Annotated in this window: 14 protein-coding genes; 10 read left to right on the top strand and 4 right to left on the bottom strand. The window is 76.0% G+C overall.

Features of this window, described 5'->3' with window-relative positions:
• The first annotated feature begins 35 nt into the window (after positions 1–35).
• A complete protein-coding gene (locus ABD363_RS07770) occupies positions 36–1847 on the top strand; it encodes a lytic transglycosylase domain-containing protein (RefSeq protein WP_344601000.1) in 1812 nt (603 codons plus the stop codon).
• Between the two features lie 106 nt (positions 1848–1953).
• On the opposite strand, the gene hrpB is transcribed toward ABD363_RS07770, so the two are convergent.
• On the bottom strand, positions 1954–4500 hold the full coding sequence (gene hrpB, locus ABD363_RS07765; protein ID WP_344600998.1) for an ATP-dependent helicase HrpB: 2547 nt from the start codon (positions 4498–4500) through the stop codon (positions 1954–1956).
• Positions 4501–4597: 97 nt separating this feature from the next.
• Positions 4598–5461 (bottom strand): class I SAM-dependent methyltransferase, encoded by an 864-nt coding sequence (locus tag ABD363_RS07760; protein ID WP_344600996.1) that lies wholly within the window; start codon positions 5459–5461, stop codon positions 4598–4600.
• Between the two features lie 317 nt (positions 5462–5778).
• Between ABD363_RS07760 and rpsA the strand changes: the two genes are divergently transcribed.
• The 4 genes from rpsA to ABD363_RS07740 all read left to right on the top strand — a co-directional run bounded on the left by rpsA (position 5779) and on the right by ABD363_RS07740 (position 9644).
• A complete protein-coding gene (rpsA, locus tag ABD363_RS07755) occupies positions 5779–7269 on the top strand; it encodes a 30S ribosomal protein S1 (RefSeq protein WP_344600994.1) in 1491 nt (496 codons plus the stop codon).
• Between the two features lie 278 nt (positions 7270–7547).
• A complete protein-coding gene (locus ABD363_RS07750) occupies positions 7548–8486 on the top strand; it encodes a PAC2 family protein (RefSeq protein WP_344600992.1) in 939 nt (312 codons plus the stop codon).
• A 118-nt stretch (positions 8487–8604) separates the two neighbouring features.
• Entirely contained in the window at positions 8605–9213 is a 609-nt protein-coding gene (gene coaE, locus ABD363_RS07745; protein ID WP_344600991.1) for a dephospho-CoA kinase, read from the top strand.
• A 50-nt stretch (positions 9214–9263) separates the two neighbouring features.
• Entirely contained in the window at positions 9264–9644 is a 381-nt protein-coding gene (locus tag ABD363_RS07740; RefSeq protein WP_344600989.1) for a tetratricopeptide repeat protein, read from the top strand.
• Positions 9645–9684: 40 nt separating this feature from the next.
• Here ABD363_RS07740 and ABD363_RS07735 read toward each other — a convergent pair whose 3' ends face one another.
• A complete protein-coding gene (locus ABD363_RS07735; RefSeq protein ID WP_344600987.1) occupies positions 9685–10209 on the bottom strand; it encodes an RNA-binding S4 domain-containing protein in 525 nt (174 codons plus the stop codon).
• A 149-nt stretch (positions 10210–10358) separates the two neighbouring features.
• On the opposite strand from ABD363_RS07735, the gene ABD363_RS07730 reads away from it, so the two are divergent.
• The 3 genes from ABD363_RS07730 to ABD363_RS07720 all read left to right on the top strand — a co-directional run bounded on the left by ABD363_RS07730 (position 10359) and on the right by ABD363_RS07720 (position 13153).
• Positions 10359–11168, top strand: a complete 810-nt coding sequence (locus tag ABD363_RS07730; RefSeq protein ID WP_344600985.1) for a uracil-DNA glycosylase — start codon at positions 10359–10361, stop codon at positions 11166–11168.
• A 41-nt stretch (positions 11169–11209) separates the two neighbouring features.
• Positions 11210–12169, top strand: a complete 960-nt coding sequence (gene pip, locus ABD363_RS07725) for a prolyl aminopeptidase (protein WP_344600983.1) — start codon at positions 11210–11212, stop codon at positions 12167–12169.
• Between the two features lie 168 nt (positions 12170–12337).
• Positions 12338–13153: a nucleotidyltransferase family protein gene (locus tag ABD363_RS07720; protein ID WP_425577951.1), complete on the top strand. Its 816-nt coding sequence runs from the start codon at positions 12338–12340 to the stop codon at positions 13151–13153.
• A 90-nt stretch (positions 13154–13243) separates the two neighbouring features.
• On the opposite strand, the gene ABD363_RS07715 is transcribed toward ABD363_RS07720, so the two are convergent.
• Positions 13244–14185 carry an expansin EXLX1 family cellulose-binding protein gene (locus tag ABD363_RS07715; RefSeq protein WP_344600979.1) on the bottom strand — a complete coding sequence of 314 codons (942 nt, stop codon included), beginning with the start codon at positions 14183–14185 and terminating at the stop codon, positions 13244–13246.
• 351 nt (positions 14186–14536) lie between these two features.
• Here ABD363_RS07715 and ABD363_RS07710 point away from each other — a divergent pair, with 351 nt between their 5' ends.
• A complete protein-coding gene (locus tag ABD363_RS07710; protein WP_344600977.1) occupies positions 14537–16393 on the top strand; it encodes an FUSC family protein in 1857 nt (618 codons plus the stop codon).
• 415 nt (positions 16394–16808) lie between these two features.
• Positions 16809–16994 carry a hypothetical protein gene (locus tag ABD363_RS07705; RefSeq protein ID WP_344600975.1) on the top strand — a complete coding sequence of 62 codons (186 nt, stop codon included), beginning with the start codon at positions 16809–16811 and terminating at the stop codon, positions 16992–16994.
• Positions 16995–17002: the final 8 nt, after the last annotated feature.

The raw sequence follows: 17002 nt of genomic DNA, 5'->3' as shown, positions 1-17002 counted from the left end.
CGGGCGCTCGGGCGCCCACAGGAGGGGTTCACTCTATGGCGGCGCAATTCGGCAGGAGGCTGCGCAAGGGAGCGGCAACCACAGCCGTGGCCGCGTTGGCGGTCGCGGCCCTGTCCGCGTCCCAGGCTCCGGGGGTGACGGTCGACGGCCTCGGCAGACAGTCCACCACCGACGCCACGCCCTCACCCGAGGCGAACGCCGACGGCAGCGCGACCGGCAACTCCCCCTATTACACGGACCTGCCGCCGCTCAACAGCCCGAGCCCCTCGCCGACCGCGGGCACCCCCGTCGCCCGGGGCGCGGCGGAGGCGGGCATCCCCGCCACCGTCCTCGACGCCTACCAGCGGGCCGCGGCGGCGCTGCGCTCCGCCAAGCCGGGCTGCAACCTGCCCTGGGAACTCCTCGCCGCCATCGGCAAGGTGGAGTCGGGTCAGGCCCGCGGCGGCCGGGTCGACGCGGAGGGCAACACGCTGAGCCCGATCCTCGGCCCGCAGCTCGACGGCAACGGCTTCGCGCTCATCAAGGACACCGACAACGGCGCCTACGACGACAACAGCAGCTACGACCAGGCCGTCGGCCCCATGCAGTTCATCCCGTCCACCTGGGCGTGGGCGGGCCGCGACGGCAACGGCGACGGCAAGAAGGACCCGAACAACATCTACGACGCGGCGCTCGCGGCCGGCCACTACCTGTGCCGCAACGGCTGGGACCTGTCCGTCCAGGCCGACCTCGACCGCGCGATCCTCAGCTACAACAACTCCCGGGACTACCTGAACACGGTCCTGTCGTGGCTGGAGTACTACCGCAAGGGCACGCACGAGGTCCCCGACGGCACCGGCACGATCCCGGTCAACCGCAGCGACACCACCGGCTCCGGCTCCGGCACCGGCTCCGATGCAGCCTCCGGCTCCGGCTCCGGCTCCGCTTCCGGCTCCGGCTCCGGTTCCGCTTCCGGCGACGGCGGGACCGGGTCGCCGTCCACGCCGCCGGAGGACACCACCCCGCCGAGCACCCCGCCCGGCGGCGACGGCGGCTCCCAGCACCCCGGCCCGTCCCCGTCGCAGCCCCCGGCCTCGCCGCCCGCCACCCCCACCGACACGGTGGACCACCTGGAGCACGCCGGCGCCGCCGAGCTCACCGCGACGGCGGGCACCGCGTTCGCCGAGCGGATCGGCGCCCGCGCCGAGACCGGGAACGGCAAGGCCGTCGCCAAGGTGCGGATCCGCTTCACGATCGTCGGTGACACCGATGCCGTCTTCACCGGCGGCGAGCGCGTCGCCACGGTCCTCACCGACGCCTCCGGCGTGGCCGTCGCGCCCGTCCTGCGGGCCGGCGAGAAGACCGGCGGCTTCACGGTCCGCGCCACCGTCGTCGGCCGCGCGGTCGCCGCCGTCGACTACGCGGCGACCGTCACCGAACGTGTCGCCGACACCCTCACCCGGACCGGCGACGCCGCCCTGACCTGCACCGCGGGCGGCGAGTTCGCGGACCGGGTCGCGGTGCGGGCCACGTACCGGGGCGCCGCCGCCGGCCGGGTCGCCGTCACGGCGACCCTCGTCAAGTCGGCGTCCGACCCGGCCGAGAACGACAAGGGCCCCTACTTCAAGGACGCCGCCGGCGCACCCGTACGCACCCTGACGGGCCTGAGGACCGGCGCCGACGGCCTGCTGACGCTGCCCGAGCTGTACGCGGACGACACCGCCGGCACGTTCGTCCTCCGCCTCACCACCGCGGGCGGGGCCACGCTCGACGTCCCGCTGACCGTGGCGGCGGCCGAGGCGTCCCCCAGCCCCTCCACCGCCCCCTCCGCAGGCGCCGCCGGCCCGTCGGCGAGCCCCGGCGCGTGACGCTCGTACGACACGGCGGCGCTCCTGCGGGCGCAGGAGCGCCGCCGTGCGGGCACCGTCTCCCCCTCCCTCCGCTCAGTGCGCGGAAGGCCCGGGCAGGAACCCGTCACCGCCCGAGCCGCGCGGTGGTGTGCCGCGTCGGCTCGGCGCTCGCCGGGTCCTCGGGCCACGGGTGCTTCGGATACCGTCCGCGCAGCTCGGCCCGCACCGCCCGGTAGCCGTCCCTCCAGAAGGAGGCCAGATCGGCGGTGACGGCGGCGGGCCGGCCGGCGGGGGAGAGGAGATGGACCAGGAGGGGCACCCCGGCGACCGCGGGCGACTCCCGGAGCCCGAACATCTCCTGCAGCTTCACCGCGAGCACGGGCCGCTCGGGATCGGAGTAGTCGATCCGGACCCTGGACCCACTGGGTACGGTGATCCGCTCCGGGGCGAGCTCGTCGAACCGCGCCGCCTGCCCCGAGGCCCAGGGCAGCAGCCGCCCGAGCGCCTCCCCGGCGTCGATCCGCGCCAGGTCCGCCCGCCGCCGGGCCCGGCTCAGCTCCGGCTCCAGCCACTCCGCCAGGCGCGCGTGCAGCGCGTCGTCGGAGACGTCCGGCCAGGGCTCCCCCAGGTGCCGCCGCAGAAACGCGAGCCGCTGCCGCACCACACCGGCCTGCGGCGACCACCGCAACAGCCCGAACCCCTCCCGCCGCAGCCCCTCGACGAGCGCGGCGCGTACGAGACCGGGCCCGGCGTCCCGCAGCGGGCGCACCGCCAGCTCCACGGCCCCCAGCCGCTCGACCCGCCGGGCCACCACGTCTCCGTCGCCCCAGTGGACCTCGTCCCGCTCCGTCAGCAGCGCCCCCGCGGCACGCCGGGCGATCCCCTCGTCGACGGCCGCGCCCAGCCGCACGCGCGCGTGCCGCCCGCCGGCGGGCCGGTCGGCCACGGCGACGGCGATCCAGGGCGCCCCGCGCAGCCCGCTCCCCTCAGCGACCTCGGCCCGGGTCCCGGACACCATCAGGAACGAGCCGCCGTCGGCCCTGGCGACCCGCTCGGGGAAGGCGAGCGCGGCGACCAGCCCGACGGCCCCGTCCTCCGGCAGGCCGGCCCCGCCGGAGCCGCCGTGCGCCCGGACCGCCTCCCCGGCGACGGCCCGCAGCCTGCGCACCTCCGCCCGCCACCGCGCGGCATAGGCGTCGCCCCCGCGCCGCGCGGCCCGCAGGGCGGACGCCAGGTCGTCCCCGTACTCCCGGGGCGCCTCCTCGCTCAGCAGGGCGACCACCTCGGCCGCCCGCTCCGCGCCCACCAGCGGCGCCGCGTCCAGCAGCGCCCGCCCCAGGCGGGGATGCAGCCCCAGCCGCGCGAGGACCGCCCCCCGCTCCGTGACCCGCCCGGCGGAGTCGACCGCCCCCACCGCCGCCAGCACCGACCGCGCCGCCGCCATCCCCCCGCCCGGCGGCGGATCCAGCAGCGCCAGCCCGGACGCCTCCGGATCGCCCCAGCACGCCGCCTGCAGCGCGAACGCCGTCAGATCGGCCACCTTGATCTCCGGGGACGGGAACCGCGGCAGCCGGGCGTCCTCCGCCTGGGACCAGCAGCGGTACACCACACCCGGCGCCTCGCGTCCGGCCCGCCCCGCCCGCTGCCGCGCCGCCGCCCGCGAGGCCCGCACGGTCGTCAGCGTGCTCAGCCCGCGCGCGTGGTCCACCCGCGGCTCCCGCGCCAGCCCCGAGTCCACGACCACCCGCACCCCCGGAACCGTCAGCGACGACTCGGCCACGGAGGTCGCCAGCACCACCCGGCGCCGCCGCCCGGGCGTCAGCACCGCGTCCTGCACGGCCGCCGGGGCCCGCCCGTGCACCTGGAGCACCTCCACGCCCTCCAGGTCCCCGAGCAGCCCCGCCACCCGCGCGATCTCACCGACCCCCGGCAGGAAGCACAGCACGTCCCCCGCCCGTTCGGCCAGCGCCCGCCGCACCACCGACGCCACGTGCGCCGGCAGCGCCGGATCGACCCCCGGGCCGTGCGACCGCCCGGGAGCGCCCCCCGCCCGGGCGGGAGCGGGGGAGGGGCGCCGCGGCGGTGCCCAGACCACCTCCACCTCGTGCGCGGCCCCGTGCGCCTCGACCACCGGGGCCCCGCCCAGCAGCCGCGCCCACCCCTCGGCGTCGGTCGTCGCGGAGGCCGCCACCAGGCGCAGCCCCGGCCGCAGCAGCTGGCGGACGTCCCACAGGAACGCCGCCGCCGTGTCCGCGTCCAGGTGCCGCTCGTGGCACTCGTCGAGCACCACCACGTCGACGCCGGCCAGCTCCTGGTCCCGCTGCAGCCGCTGCAGCAGCACGCCCGTGGTGACCACCTCCACGCGCGTGCGCCGCCCGACGACCCGCTCCCCGCGCACGGTGTACCCGACGCTGTCGCCGGTCCGCTCGCCCAGCAGCCACGCCATCCGCCGGGCCGCCGCCCGCGCCGCGATCCGCCGCGGCTCGGCGACGACCACCCGCCGCGCGGGCGCCTCGCCGAGCAGCCCCGCCAGGGCCAGGGGCACCAGGGTCGTCTTGCCGGTGCCGGGCGGCGCGACGAGGACGGCGGTGCCGTGCGTCTCCAGGGCGTCGTCCAGAGCGGGCAGGGCGGCGCGTACGGGCAGGGCGTCCAGGGCGTCGTAACGGATCACGCCCCCAGTGTCGTACGTCCCCCGGACCCGCCCGCCCGCGCGCGGGCCCCTCCGGCCCCGCGCGCGGGCGGAGGCCGGTCCCGCTCGTGCCCCAGGGTCAGTCCCGCTCGCACACGAAGATCGCGGTCCCCGGGATCAGGGCCCCGCGCAGCGGCGACCAGCCGCCCCACTCCGAGGTGTTCCAGGCGGGCCACTCCGGCTCCACCAGGTCTACCAGCCGGAAGCCGCAGGCCACGACGTCCCGCACCCGGTCGCCCAGTGTCCGGTGGTGCTCGACGTACACCGCGCGGCCCCGCTCGTCCTGCTCGACGTAGGGCGTGCGGTCGAAGTAGGAGGCGGACACCGTCAGTCCCTCGGGTCCCGGCTCGTCCGGGAACGCCCAGCGGATCGGATGGGTGACCGAGAACACGAAACGCCCGCCCGGCCGCAGCACCCGGCGCACCTCCCGCAGCACCAGCCGCGGATCCGCCACGAACGGCAGCGCCCCGTACGCCGAGCACGCCAGGTCGAAGGAGCCGTCCGCGAAGGGCAGCGCCCCCGCGTCGGCGCACACCAGCGGGAACGACCCGCCGATGCGCAGCGCGTGCTGCAGCTGCCGGTGCGAGATGTCCAGGGCCACCGGGCGCGCGCCCCGGCCGGCGAGCCAGCGCGAGCACTGGGCCGCGCCCGCGCCGATCTCCAGGACGTCCCGGCCCTTCAGCTCCTCCGGCGGGCCGAGCAGCCCGGCCTCCACCTCGTCCAGCCCCTCCGGGCCCCACACGAAGCGGTCGTCGCCGAGGAAGGTGCCGTGCTCGGTCTGGTACTCGTCCGCGTTGCGGTCCCACCAGCCCCGGTTGGCCCGGGCGCTCTCCGCGACGTCGGCGGCGCGCCGGGTGGCTTCCGGTTCGGGCGCTTCGGGCTCTTGGATGATCGGCTCCCTCGTCGTACTCTTCCGTCCGACCCGCCGCCACGGGGGTCGCAAAAGGGGGCATTGCGCGTTCGGGTGTCCCCGGCCGGCAGGTCCTGTGCCGGTTATGCGGGGATCCGCCCCGGGTGTGCGGCTTCGCGCATTGACCCCGCCCGGCTGCCCCCGTATGCTACAAGTTGCGCTGCGGGCCTGCGCACCTCAGACGTAGCAGGCTGCGCTCGCATCTGTTGTATGTCCCCTCGGTTGTCGAGGCGCCATCACCAGTTCTCTGGTGAGGCGCTTCCTTGGCTGTCCGGCTTCTGCAGAGCGAAACGGGCTCCAGCGTGAGCAGTACCTACGACTTCAATGTCCGTACCGGAGCCCTTTTCCACATGACGAGCAGCACCGAGACCACCGCTTCCACCCCGCAGGTAGCGGTCAACGACATCGGTAACGAGGAAGCGTTCCTCGCAGCGATCGACGAGACGATCAAGTACTTCAACGACGGCGACATCGTCGACGGCGTCATCGTGAAGGTCGACCGGGACGAGGTCCTGCTCGACATCGGTTACAAGACCGAAGGTGTCATCCCGAGCCGCGAACTCTCGATCAAGCACGACGTCGACCCGAACGAGGTCGTCGCCGTCGGCGACGAGATCGAGGCCCTGGTCCTCCAGAAGGAGGACAAGGAAGGCCGCCTGATCCTCTCGAAGAAGCGCGCCCAGTACGAGCGTGCCTGGGGCACCATCGAGAAGATCAAGGAAGAGGACGGCATCGTCACCGGTACCGTCATCGAGGTCGTCAAGGGTGGTCTCATCCTCGACATCGGCCTCCGCGGCTTCCTCCCGGCCTCCCTGGTCGAGATGCGCCGCGTCCGCGACCTCCAGCCCTACGTGGGCAAGGAGCTCGAGGCGAAGATCATCGAGCTGGACAAGAACCGCAACAACGTGGTCCTGTCCCGCCGTGCCTGGCTGGAGCAGACCCAGTCCGAGGTCCGCCAGACCTTCCTCACCACCCTCCAGAAGGGCCAGGTGCGGTCTGGTGTCGTGTCCTCCATCGTCAACTTCGGTGCCTTCGTGGACCTGGGTGGTGTCGACGGTCTGGTCCACGTCTCCGAGCTGTCCTGGAAGCACATCGACCACCCGTCCGAGGTCGTCGAGGTGGGCCAGGAGGTCACCGTCGAGGTCCTCGACGTCGACATGGACCGCGAGCGCGTCTCCCTGTCGCTGAAGGCGACCCAGGAAGACCCGTGGCAGCAGTTCGCCCGCACCCACCAGATCGGCCAGGTCGTGCCCGGCAAGGTCACGAAGCTGGTTCCGTTCGGTGCGTTCGTCCGCGTGGACGAGGGCATCGAGGGTCTGGTCCACATCTCCGAGCTGGCCGAGCGCCACGTGGAGATCCCGGAGCAGGTCGTCCAGGTCAACGACGAGATCTTCGTCAAGGTCATCGACATCGACCTGGAGCGTCGCCGGATCTCGCTGTCCCTGAAGCAGGCCAACGAGTCCTTCGGTGCCGACCCGACCGCTGTCGAGTTCGACCCGACCCTGTACGGCATGGCCGCGTCCTACGACGACCAGGGCAACTACATCTACCCCGAGGGCTTCGACCCGGAGACCAACGACTGGCTGCCGGGCTACGAGAAGCAGCGCGAGGAGTGGGAGCGCCAGTACGCCGAGGCGCAGGCCCGCTTCGAGCAGCACCAGGCGCAGGTCATCAAGTCCCGCGAGGCGGACGCCCAGGCCGCTGCCGAGGGTGGCGAGGCCGCCGCTCCGGCCGCGTCCGGCGGTTCGTACTCCTCCGAGGGCGGCGACAGCTCCGGCGCCCTGGCCTCGGACGAGGCGCTGGCCGCGCTGCGCGAGAAGCTGGCCGGCGGCCAGAGCTGATCCCCTCCGCAGGGAGCCTCAGCCGCTGAGACCCGGCCGATGACCGAGGGCCCGTACCCCCCGTGGGGTACGGGCCCTCGGCGCGTCCGCGTCCACCGGTGTCCGCGGCGGGACCGGGGCCGCGTCCCCTCCGCGCGCGCGTGCGGCCGCCGCGATCCGTCACGCACCGCGACGGCACAGGAAACGCGGGTGGGGAGAGCCTGACCAGGGGCGGGGGAGGGGAATGCCCGCACCCCTGATCATGTTGTTCGGTACGGACACGAGGAGGAGCGGTCACAGTGCTTGATCCGCAGGGTTTGTACGCATGGGAGCCGAAGGGGCTTGCCGTCGTCGACATGGCGCTCGCCCAGGAATCGGCCGGACTTGTCATGCTCTACCACTTCGACGGATACATCGACGCGGGTGAGACCGGCGACCAGATCGTCGACCGGATGCTCGACTCGCTGCCCCACCAGGTCGTCGCCCGGTTCGACCACGACCGGCTCGTGGACTACCGCGCGCGTCGCCCGCTGCTCACCTTCAAACGCGACCGCTGGACCGGCTACGAGGAGCCCGCCATCGAGGTGCGGCTCGTCCAGGACGCCACCGGAGCGCCCTTCCTGCTGCTGTCCGGACCCGAGCCGGACGTGGAGTGGGAGCGGTTCGCCGCGGCCGTCCAGCAGATCGTCCAGCGGCTCGGCGTCCGCCTGTCCGTGAACTTCCACGGCATCCCCATGGGCGTGCCGCACACCCGCCCCGTCGGCCTCACCCCCCACGGCAACCGCACCGACCTCGTCCCGGGGCACCGCAGCCCCTTCGAGGAGGCGCAGGTGCCCGGCAGCGCCGAGTCCCTCGTCGAGTACCGGCTGATGGAGGCCGGACAGGACGTCCTGGGCGTCGCGGCGCACGTGCCGCACTACATCGCCCGCTCCCCCTACCCGGACGCGGCGCTGACCGTCCTGGAGGCCATCACGGCGGCCACCGGCCTGGTCCTGCCCGGCATCGCGCACGCGCTGCGCACCGACGCGTACCGCACGCAGCTGGAGATCGAGCGGCAGATCCGGGAGGGGGACGAGGAGCTCACCGCGCTCGTCCAGGGCCTGGAGCACCAGTACGACGCCGCCGCCGGGGCCGAGACCCGGGGCAACATGCTCGCCGAGCCCGTCGACATCCCGTCCGCGGACGAGATCGGACGCGAGTTCGAGAAGTTCCTGGCGGAGCGGGAAGGCGACAACTAGCCCCCGAACCGGGGGATAGCCCCCGAGCCGGAGGCCGGCGAGCCGGGGGACCGGCGGCCTCCCGGCCGGCCCGGTCCCGCCGGACGCCCGGCCGGCGCCGGGCCCTAAGCTTCCGTCCATGCTGAAGGTGGGCCTGACCGGCGGGATCGGCGCCGGCAAGAGCGAGGTGTCGCGGCTGCTCGTGGAGTGCGGAGCCGTGCTGATCGACGCGGACCGCATCGCACGCGAGGTCGTGGCACCGGGCACGCCCGGTCTCGCCGCGGTCGTCGACGCCTTCGGCAAGGAGGTGCTCACCGGGGACGGCAGCCTGGACCGGCCCAGGCTGGGCTCGATCGTGTTCTCCGACCCGGAGAAGCTGGCCGTCCTGAACTCGATCGTGCACCCCCTGGTGGGCGCCCGCTCCCGCGAGCTGGAACAGGCCGCCGCCGAGGACGCCGTCGTCGTCCACGACGTCCCGCTCCTCACGGAGAACGGCCTGGCACCGCTGTACGACGTCGTGGTCGTCGTCGACGCCGATCCCGCCACCCAGCTCGACCGGCTGGTCCGGCTGCGCGGCATGACCGAGGAGGACGCACGCGCGCGCATGGCCGCGCAGGCGACGCGCGAGCGGCGCCGGGAGATCGCGGACATCGTGATCGACAACGACGTACCGCTGGAGCAGCTGGAGCGGCGCGTGCGGGAGGTCTGGGCCGAGCTGGTCCGCCGGGCGAGCTCGCCCCGGGAATAGCGCCCCTTCCCGCGGGCGTTGAATCCGGTCAGCAAGGGAAGGACTCTGCCGTGCCCGAGACCAGCGGTTCGACCGGACGCACCCCGGAGACGCACGTCATCGACTTCCGTGCCGCCGAGCGACTGCTCGCCGCGCGGGACCCGCGGGGCGCGGTGAAGCTGCTCGACGGAGTCATCGCCGCCCACCCGGAGAACACCGCGGCGCGGCTGCTGCGCGCGCGGGCCTTCTTCGCCGCCGCCCAGCTCCGGCCCGCCGAGCTGGAGTTCACCATCGTCCTGGAGCGGGAGCCGGACAACGCGTTCGCGCACTTCGCGCTCGCCCGCACCTACGAGCGCCAAGGGCGCCCCGACCAGGCCCGGCGCCACTTCCGCCTGGCCGCCGCGCTGGACCCCAACCCGCAGTACCTGCAGCGGGCCCGCTTCGACTCCTGAGCGCCGGCCGGCGCCCGATCCCGCGCCCTTTCACGGGCGGTCAGCGGGCTTCGGGACGGCCCCCGGGTCCCCGCATGATCTCCAGCCCGCGCAGACGTTCCAGCTCGCGGCGGTCCCGCTTGGTCGGGCGGCCCGCGCCGCGGTCGCGGATGCCGATCGGGGCGACCGCCTCGCGGGGCGGGGGCGGCGGGGAGTTGTCGACGTAGCACTGGGCGGCCACCGGGGCGCCGACCCGCTTGCGGATCAGCCGCTTGACGACGACGATCCGTTCGCGGCCCTCGTGTCGCAGCCGCACCTCGTCGCCGATGCGCACGGAGTGCGCGGGCTTCACCCGCTCGCCGTTGACCCGGACGTGACCGCCCCGGCAGGCGGTCGCGCCGAGGGAGCGGGTCTTGACCAGGCGTACGGCCCAGATCCAGCTGTCGATGCGGACGTTCTCGCCGTTCTTCGGGGCGGCCGCCTCGGCGGCGGCCACCGCGGCGGCGACCTTGGGGTCGACGGCCGTCGCGTCCCCGGTCCCGTCCCCGCCCATGCCGCCTGTGTCCTGGTCACGCTCGGAAGCCATGCCCCCGACCTTAGCCTCCGGGCGGCCCTCCCGGAGCGGCCGGACGCGGGGACGGGGCGGGCCGGTGGCCGGCTCCCGGGCGCGGTTCCCCTCCTGAGCTGTGCGTTCGCAGTCCTCCGGGCCGCGTCGCGGGGCTCTACGGTTGAGACATGGACGCCACCGGACCCCACGGACCCGCCGACTCCGCCGGACCCGCCGGACCCGCCGGGCTGGCCGGGCTCGACCGGCGCATCGCGGACTGCCGGGCCTGCCCCCGGCTGGTCGCCTGGCGCGAGGAGGTGGCGCGCACCCGGCGGGCCGCCTTCGCGGACTGGAGGTACTGGGGCCGGCCGGTGCCGGGATTCGGGCCGGCGGACGCCCGGCTGCTGATCGTCGGGCTCGCCCCGGCGGCGCACGGCGGGAACCGCACGGGCCGGATGTTCACCGGGGACCGCTCCGGGGACGTGCTGTACCAGGCGCTCCACGACGTGGGACTCGCCTCGCAGCCCGCCTCCGTCGCCGCCGACGACGGCCTGGAGCTGTACGGTGTCCGCGTCACCGCGCCGGTGCACTGCGCCCCGCCCGCCAACAAGCCCACCCCCGGGGAGCGGGACACCTGCCGCCCCTGGCTCGTGCAGGAGCTGCGGCTGCTGCGGCCGACGCTGCGGGCCGCGGTCGTGCTCGGCGCCTTCGGCTGGCAGGCCGCGCTGCCCGCCTTCGCCGCGGCGGGGTGGACCGTGCCGAGGCCCCGGCCCGCCTTCGCGCACGGGGCGCGGGTCCGCCTCGACGGCCTCGACCTCTTCGGGTGCTTCCACGTCAGCCAGCGCAACACGTTCACGGGCCGGCTCACCCCCGCGATGCTGCGGGAGGTGCTGCGCACGGCGGCCGGGGCGGCGGGACTGCCCCACGGGACCCCGGCCCCGCCCCCCGGCCCGGCCGTAGAGGGGGCGACGGGCTGTAAAGGGGACGACGGGCCGTAAAGGGAGCGACGGGAGGGCCGCGGGAGCGTTACGTTGCGCGGATGGGCCTGTATCCGGAGACCGAACCGTACGCGCACGGCATGCTCGACGTCGGTGACGGCAACCGCGTGTACTGGGAGACCTGCGGGAATCCGCGCGGCAAGCCCGCGGTGGTGCTGCACGGCGGGCCCGGGTCGGGCTGCACGCCGTACTTCCGGAGGTTCTTCGACCCGGAGGCGTACCGGATCGTGCTGTTCGACCAGCGGGGGTGCGGGCGTTCGACACCGCACGCGAGCGCGCACGAGACCGACATGAGCGTCAACACCACCGCCCGTCTCCTGGCCGACCTGGAGCTGCTGCGGCGTCACCTGGGCGTCGAGCGGTGGCTGGTGTGGGGCGGCTCGTGGGGGTCGGTGCTGGGACTGCGGTACGCGCAGACGCACCCCGGGGTCGTGTCCGAGCTGGTCCTCACCGGGGTCGCGACCGGCTCCGCCGCGGAGGTGGAGCTGCTGACCAGAGGGCTGGGGAAGATCTTCCCGGAGGCCTTCGAACGGTTCCTCGCCGCGCTGCCCCCGGACGAGCGCGACGGCGACCTCGCCGCCGCGTACAACCGGCTGCTGGAGTCGCCCGACCCCGAGGTGCGGGCGCGGGCGGCCCGGGCCTGGACGGACTGGGAGACGGCGATCGTCCCGGCGCCGCCGCGCTCGGTGGCGCGCTACGAGGACCCCGTCTTCCGGCTGGGCTTCGCCCGCACGGTCACCCACTACTTCGGCAACGGCCACTTCCTCGGCGAGGGGAACGACGAGGGCGTCGTCCTGCGCGACGCCCACCTCCTCCGGGGCATCCCCGGCACGCTGGTGCAGGGCAGTCTCGACTTCGGCAACCTGCTCGGCGTCGTCTGGCGGCTCCACCACGCCTGGCCCGGCAGCGAGCTGATCGTCGTCGACGACGCCCGGCACGGCGCGGGGGAGCCGGGGGTGCCGGAGGCGCTGGTGGCGGCGACGGACCGGTACGCCGAGTAGCCGACGGGCCGGGGCCTGCCGGGAACCGGGCCGGGCGCCCCCGCGCCCCGAGGAGGCCCGGCTCCTGCCGCCCCGGCCGGCGGCCGGGGCCGTTTCCGGGCACGGTGCGCCGCGCGTCGCGGAGCGGGTGGTGAGGCGCCGCCGCACCGCCGTACGCTTCCGGTGACGATGCCCCGCCCCCCTCGACGCCGGAGCCGTACAGTGCCCTCGTCCGCGGACCACGCCGCCTTCCTCGACGCCGTCGCCGACCGCCTCGCCGCGCTCCCCGGCGTCCGGGCCGTCGCTCTCGGCGGCTCCCGCGCCCAGGGCACCGAGCGGCCCGACAGCGACTGGGACCTGGCGGTCTACTACCGGGGCGGCTTCGACCCCGCCGATCTGCGCGCCGTCGGCTGGGAGGGCGAGGTCTCGGGGATCGGCGACTGGGGCGGCGGCGTCTTCAACGGCGGCGCGTGGCTGACGATCGACGGGCGGCGGGTCGACGTCCACTACCGCGACCTCGACGTGGTGGAGCACGAACTGGCGGAGGCGGAGGCGGGCCGCTTCCGCGTCGAGCCGCTGCTGTTCCACCTGGCCGGCATCCCCAGCTACCTGGTCGTCGCCGAACTCGCCGTCAACCGGGTGCTGCGGGGCGCGCTGCCCCGCCCGGCCGCCTATCCGCCGGCCCTGCGCGAGTCCGCTCCCGCGCACTGGCACGGCCTGGCCGCCGCCACCCTCTCCTACGCCGAGGCCGGCCACGCCCCGAAGGGCGCCCTCGCCCAGGTCGCGGGCGCCGTCGCGGTGGCCGCGACGCAGACCGCGCACGCGGTGCTGGCGGCGCGCGGGGAGTGGGTGACGAACGAGAAGGGGCTCGTCGGGCGGGCCGGGCTGGCCGAAGTCGACGCCCTCGTGGGCGGTCTGACGCCCGATCCGGAGGGGCTGGCCCGGGCCGTGGCCGGGGCCGGGGCGCTTCTGGGGCGGGCCGTGGAGGCGGCCCGGCGGCGCTGACGGGGAGGAGCGCGCTTCCCCGCGGCCCCCGCACCCGCCCGGCCGCGGACCCGGTCGCCGGGAGCGGGGCCGCCGGCGGACGGCACCGCGTCAGTGCCGGGCGAACTGGACGCGGGCCGGCTGGACGACGTCCGGCCGCACGGGGATGCCGTCGACGGTCAGCTGCTCCCCGTAGATGTCGGTGAGCCTGACGGGGCCGCCGCAGCCGGCGCCGTCGGGGGAGAGGAAGTAGTTGTACTCGGTGCGGGTCAGCCGGCGCCAGCCGCCGCCGGTGCCGACCTCCAGCCGGGCCAGCGGGTTGCGGTGGCCGATCGCCTGGATGCCGCACCAGTGACTGCTGGAGCCGGTCTTGTAGCGGAGGGAGATCGTCCCGGACGTGCCGGGGCTCACCAGGCTCCAGGTGACCGCGATCCGGCCGGCGGACAGATCGGCGAGCTCGGCGAAGGCCTGCTTGCCGAGGTCGAGTTGTCCGGGTGCGCAGGGCAGGGGGCACTCGTCGGTGATCCGGACCGTGACGGAGGCGCCGCCCGCGCGGACGAGCACGTACGCCCCGCACGCCTTGGACGTCTCGTAGTCGGCGGTGTTCATCGCCGCGACCATGAGGTCGCGGCTCGGGCCGTACAGGCAGGCCCCGTCGCCGTCGGCGTCGTAGTGGGTGGCGACCCCGTCGCGGACGGCCCCGGGCTCGATCCTCCCGGCCAGCGGCGCCGCGGCGGCCGGACGTGCGGCGGGGGTGGGGGTGCCGGCGGGCGACGGCCGCGCCGACGCGGTGGTCGCGGCCGGCGCCGGGGTGCCGGTGGCGGGCGCCGGGGCCGGGGACGCCGCGGACGGTATCGGCTCCGTCGCCGCGGACGGGGCGCTCTGCCGGGTGGCGGTGGCGGGCGGGGCCGCGACCCGCACGGTGTCCGGCCCGCCGGCAGGGCGGAACGCCACCGCCAGGGACACGAGGAGCCCGGCGGTGGCCGCGGCGACGGCGCAGACCACGGCGGTGCGCCGCGTGCGGCGGGGGCGGCGGTGGGAGGGGGATGCCACGGGCGGGTCCTTACGTGGTTCGGGGGAACGCGCGCTTTCGGACCGTCAGTGGCCGCCGGGGCCGGAAAGGTTGCCGCGGCTTCGGCGGCGGCGGTGCGGACGGAGCTCCGCCCGCACCGCCCTGCCGGGAGCCGCCCTGCCGGGGGCCGCCCGGCCGGCGCGGCCCCGCCCGTGCCCGGCGGCGCGCGGTCACGGGGCACGGGCAGGTCCGCGCCGACCGGCGGCCGAGCGTCACCTCGGCGAAACAGCCGCGTTCCCTCCGTCTGCCTTTCCGCACCTACGGTGGAGCCCACCGCCCGGTCACCGTCGCCCGACAGCACGTCACGCCCCCGGCCGGACGACAGGAGCCCCGTGTCCCGCAGCGCCGCCCCCGCACTCCCGCCCTGGCTCGCCCACCCCCTGCGCGTGCAGCGCGGACCCGTCCCCTGGAGCGCGGTCACGCGGGGGGCGCTGGCCGCCGGGCCGCTGCTCCTGGTCGCCGTCCTGGCCGGCCGCGCCTCCCTCGGCGTCGTCGCCGCCGTCGCCGCCCTGTTCGCCGGGATCAACGACCGGCCGGGCGGCCGGCGGGCCTGTGTCGAGCGGATCGGGACGCCCGCGCTGGCGGGCGCCCTCGGTTTGCTCGCCGGGACGTATGCCGGTCAGCACATGGGGGCCGTACCGCTGACCCTGCTGTTCACCGGGCTCGGGTTCGTCGGCGGCGGCGTCAGCGCCGCCGGGCCCGTGGCCTCCGCGGCGGGGACGCAACTGCTCGTCGCCGCCGCCGTGGGAGCCGGGATGCCGCTGCCGGACCCCGGGTGGGAACGGGCGCTCGCCTTCCTCGCGGGAGCCGGATGGCTGCTGGCGCTGCGGCTGGCGCTGCCGACGCCCGGCTCGCCCGCCCGCGACTTCCGGTTCGCCGGGGAGCGGGAGGCGGTGGCCCGCGTGTACGACGCGATCGCCGCGCTCCTCGCCGCCGCCGGCGGGCCCGACGCCACCCGGCGCCGCGCCGCGCTCACCGCCGCCCTCGACCACGCGCAGGACGCGCTGGCCGGGCCCCGGCTGCGGCGGTACGCCTCCGCCGCGGCCGAGCGGCGGCTGCACGCGCAGTACGCCGCCGCGCTGCCTCTCGCCGGGGTCGCCGCCGGGCTCGCCTGGGCGGCCGGCGCCGTGCCCGCCCGCGCCTGGGCGGGGCCCCGGCGTCTGGCCGTCGCCGTACGCGGCAACACGCACAGCGGGCCGCTGCCCGCCCCCGCCCGCTCGGCGCCCGCCCTGCGCGCCCTCGACGACGCCCTCCTGGACCGCACGGAGGCCTTCGACCGGGCCGCGGGCGGCGACCTGCACACCCGCAGGCGGTCCCTCGGCTCCCTCGCCCGCACCGTTGCCGGCGCCGCCGGGCGGGAGTACGGGCTGCGCGTCGCGCTGTGCTTCGGTGCCGGGGCCGCCGTCGCCCAGGTCCTGCACCACGCCCGCTGGTACGGGCAGCACGCGCACTGGTACTGGCTCCCCGCCACCGTCGTCTTCCTGGTCAAGCCCGATCTCGGGCCCCTCGTCTCGCGCGTGCTGTGCCGCGCGGCCGGGACCGTGCTCGGGGCCCTCCTCTTCGCCGGGTTCGCCGCGGTGCTGCCCCGGCCGGACGGACTGATCGCGCTCGTCGCCGTCAGCGGCGCGCTGATCCCCGTCGCCACCCGGCACTTCGCCGCCCAGACCGCCGTCGTCACCGTGCTGGTCCTGGCCCTGGTGATGGCCGGCGGGGAGCCGCAGGCCTCCGCCGCCCGGATCGGCGAGACCCTGCTGGCCTGCGCCATCGTGCTGATCGTCGGGCATCTGCCGGTGCCGGGGCGGCACGGCGGGGGCGTACGCGCCCGGCTCGCGGCGGCGGGCGGCGCCGCCCGGGCCTACCTGGCCCACGTGCTGAGCGAGTCCGACGACCGCGCCACCCGCTGGCGGCTGCGCCGCGAGGCCTACCGCGCGCTCGCCGAGGCCCGTGGCGCCATCGCCCTCGCCGGTGCCGAGCTCCCCGCGCTCGCCCGGCACGCCGAGGGCGCGGACGAGGTGGCCGCCGTCCTCGAACGGCTCGTCGACACCACCACCGCCTGCGCCGTCCACCTCGACGACACCGGCCGGCTCACGCCCCGGCACGTCGAGCGGCTCGCCGAACTGCGGGACGAGCTCGCCCACCGGCGCGAGCGCCTGGGACCGCGGCTGCCGGAACCGCCGCTCGCCGGGTAGCCGGACGGACGGCTGACCGGGCGGGCGGCCGGACGGGCGGATCCCCGGGCCGGGGGCAGGCGGGCAGCCGGGCCGGGGCATCCCCGTGGCCCTCACCGGTCCGTGCCCCGGCCCGCGCACGACCTCGCCGCCCTCGCGCGCGGCACCCGTCGCAGGGCGGGCGCCCCGGGCGGAGGGGAGAACCCGAGGGGCGCGTGTCGGCTCCCGGGGGGCCTGCGGGAAATGAGCGCACCCACCGCAACGACCGGTACCCGTCGCGTTACCGAGGGTGAGGAAAACGGTCAATGAGCCGAGACGTTTCTCACACGTGGGGGTGAACAGGTGTCAACTACGTCTCAGTACCGTCACTTCGCGAGGCGTTCACCCCATGGTTGACGTTTAACTCTACGAGGACATCGCTACAGGGAGGTGCAGGGTGAACGGGCGAACGGTGCTCGAACGCTTTCCCGCCGGAGGGCCGCGCGGGTCGTGGCCGGCGGAGGAGTTCGCGCACGCGCGGCGTCTGGAGGGCCTGCCCGCCGAGGTGGTCATGGACCTCGCGACGGACATGTTCCTGGTGATCGTCCGCAGCGGCGACAGCGCGGCCGACGCCACCGCGTGAGTCCGCTC

The organism is Streptomyces glaucus (genome assembly GCF_039533365.1).
Classification (GTDB): Bacteria; Actinomycetota; Actinomycetes; order Streptomycetales; family Streptomycetaceae; genus Streptomyces; species Streptomyces glaucus.
The sequence above is the reverse complement of the archived record's forward strand: the minus strand, read 5'-3'. Positions and strand labels throughout refer to the sequence as shown.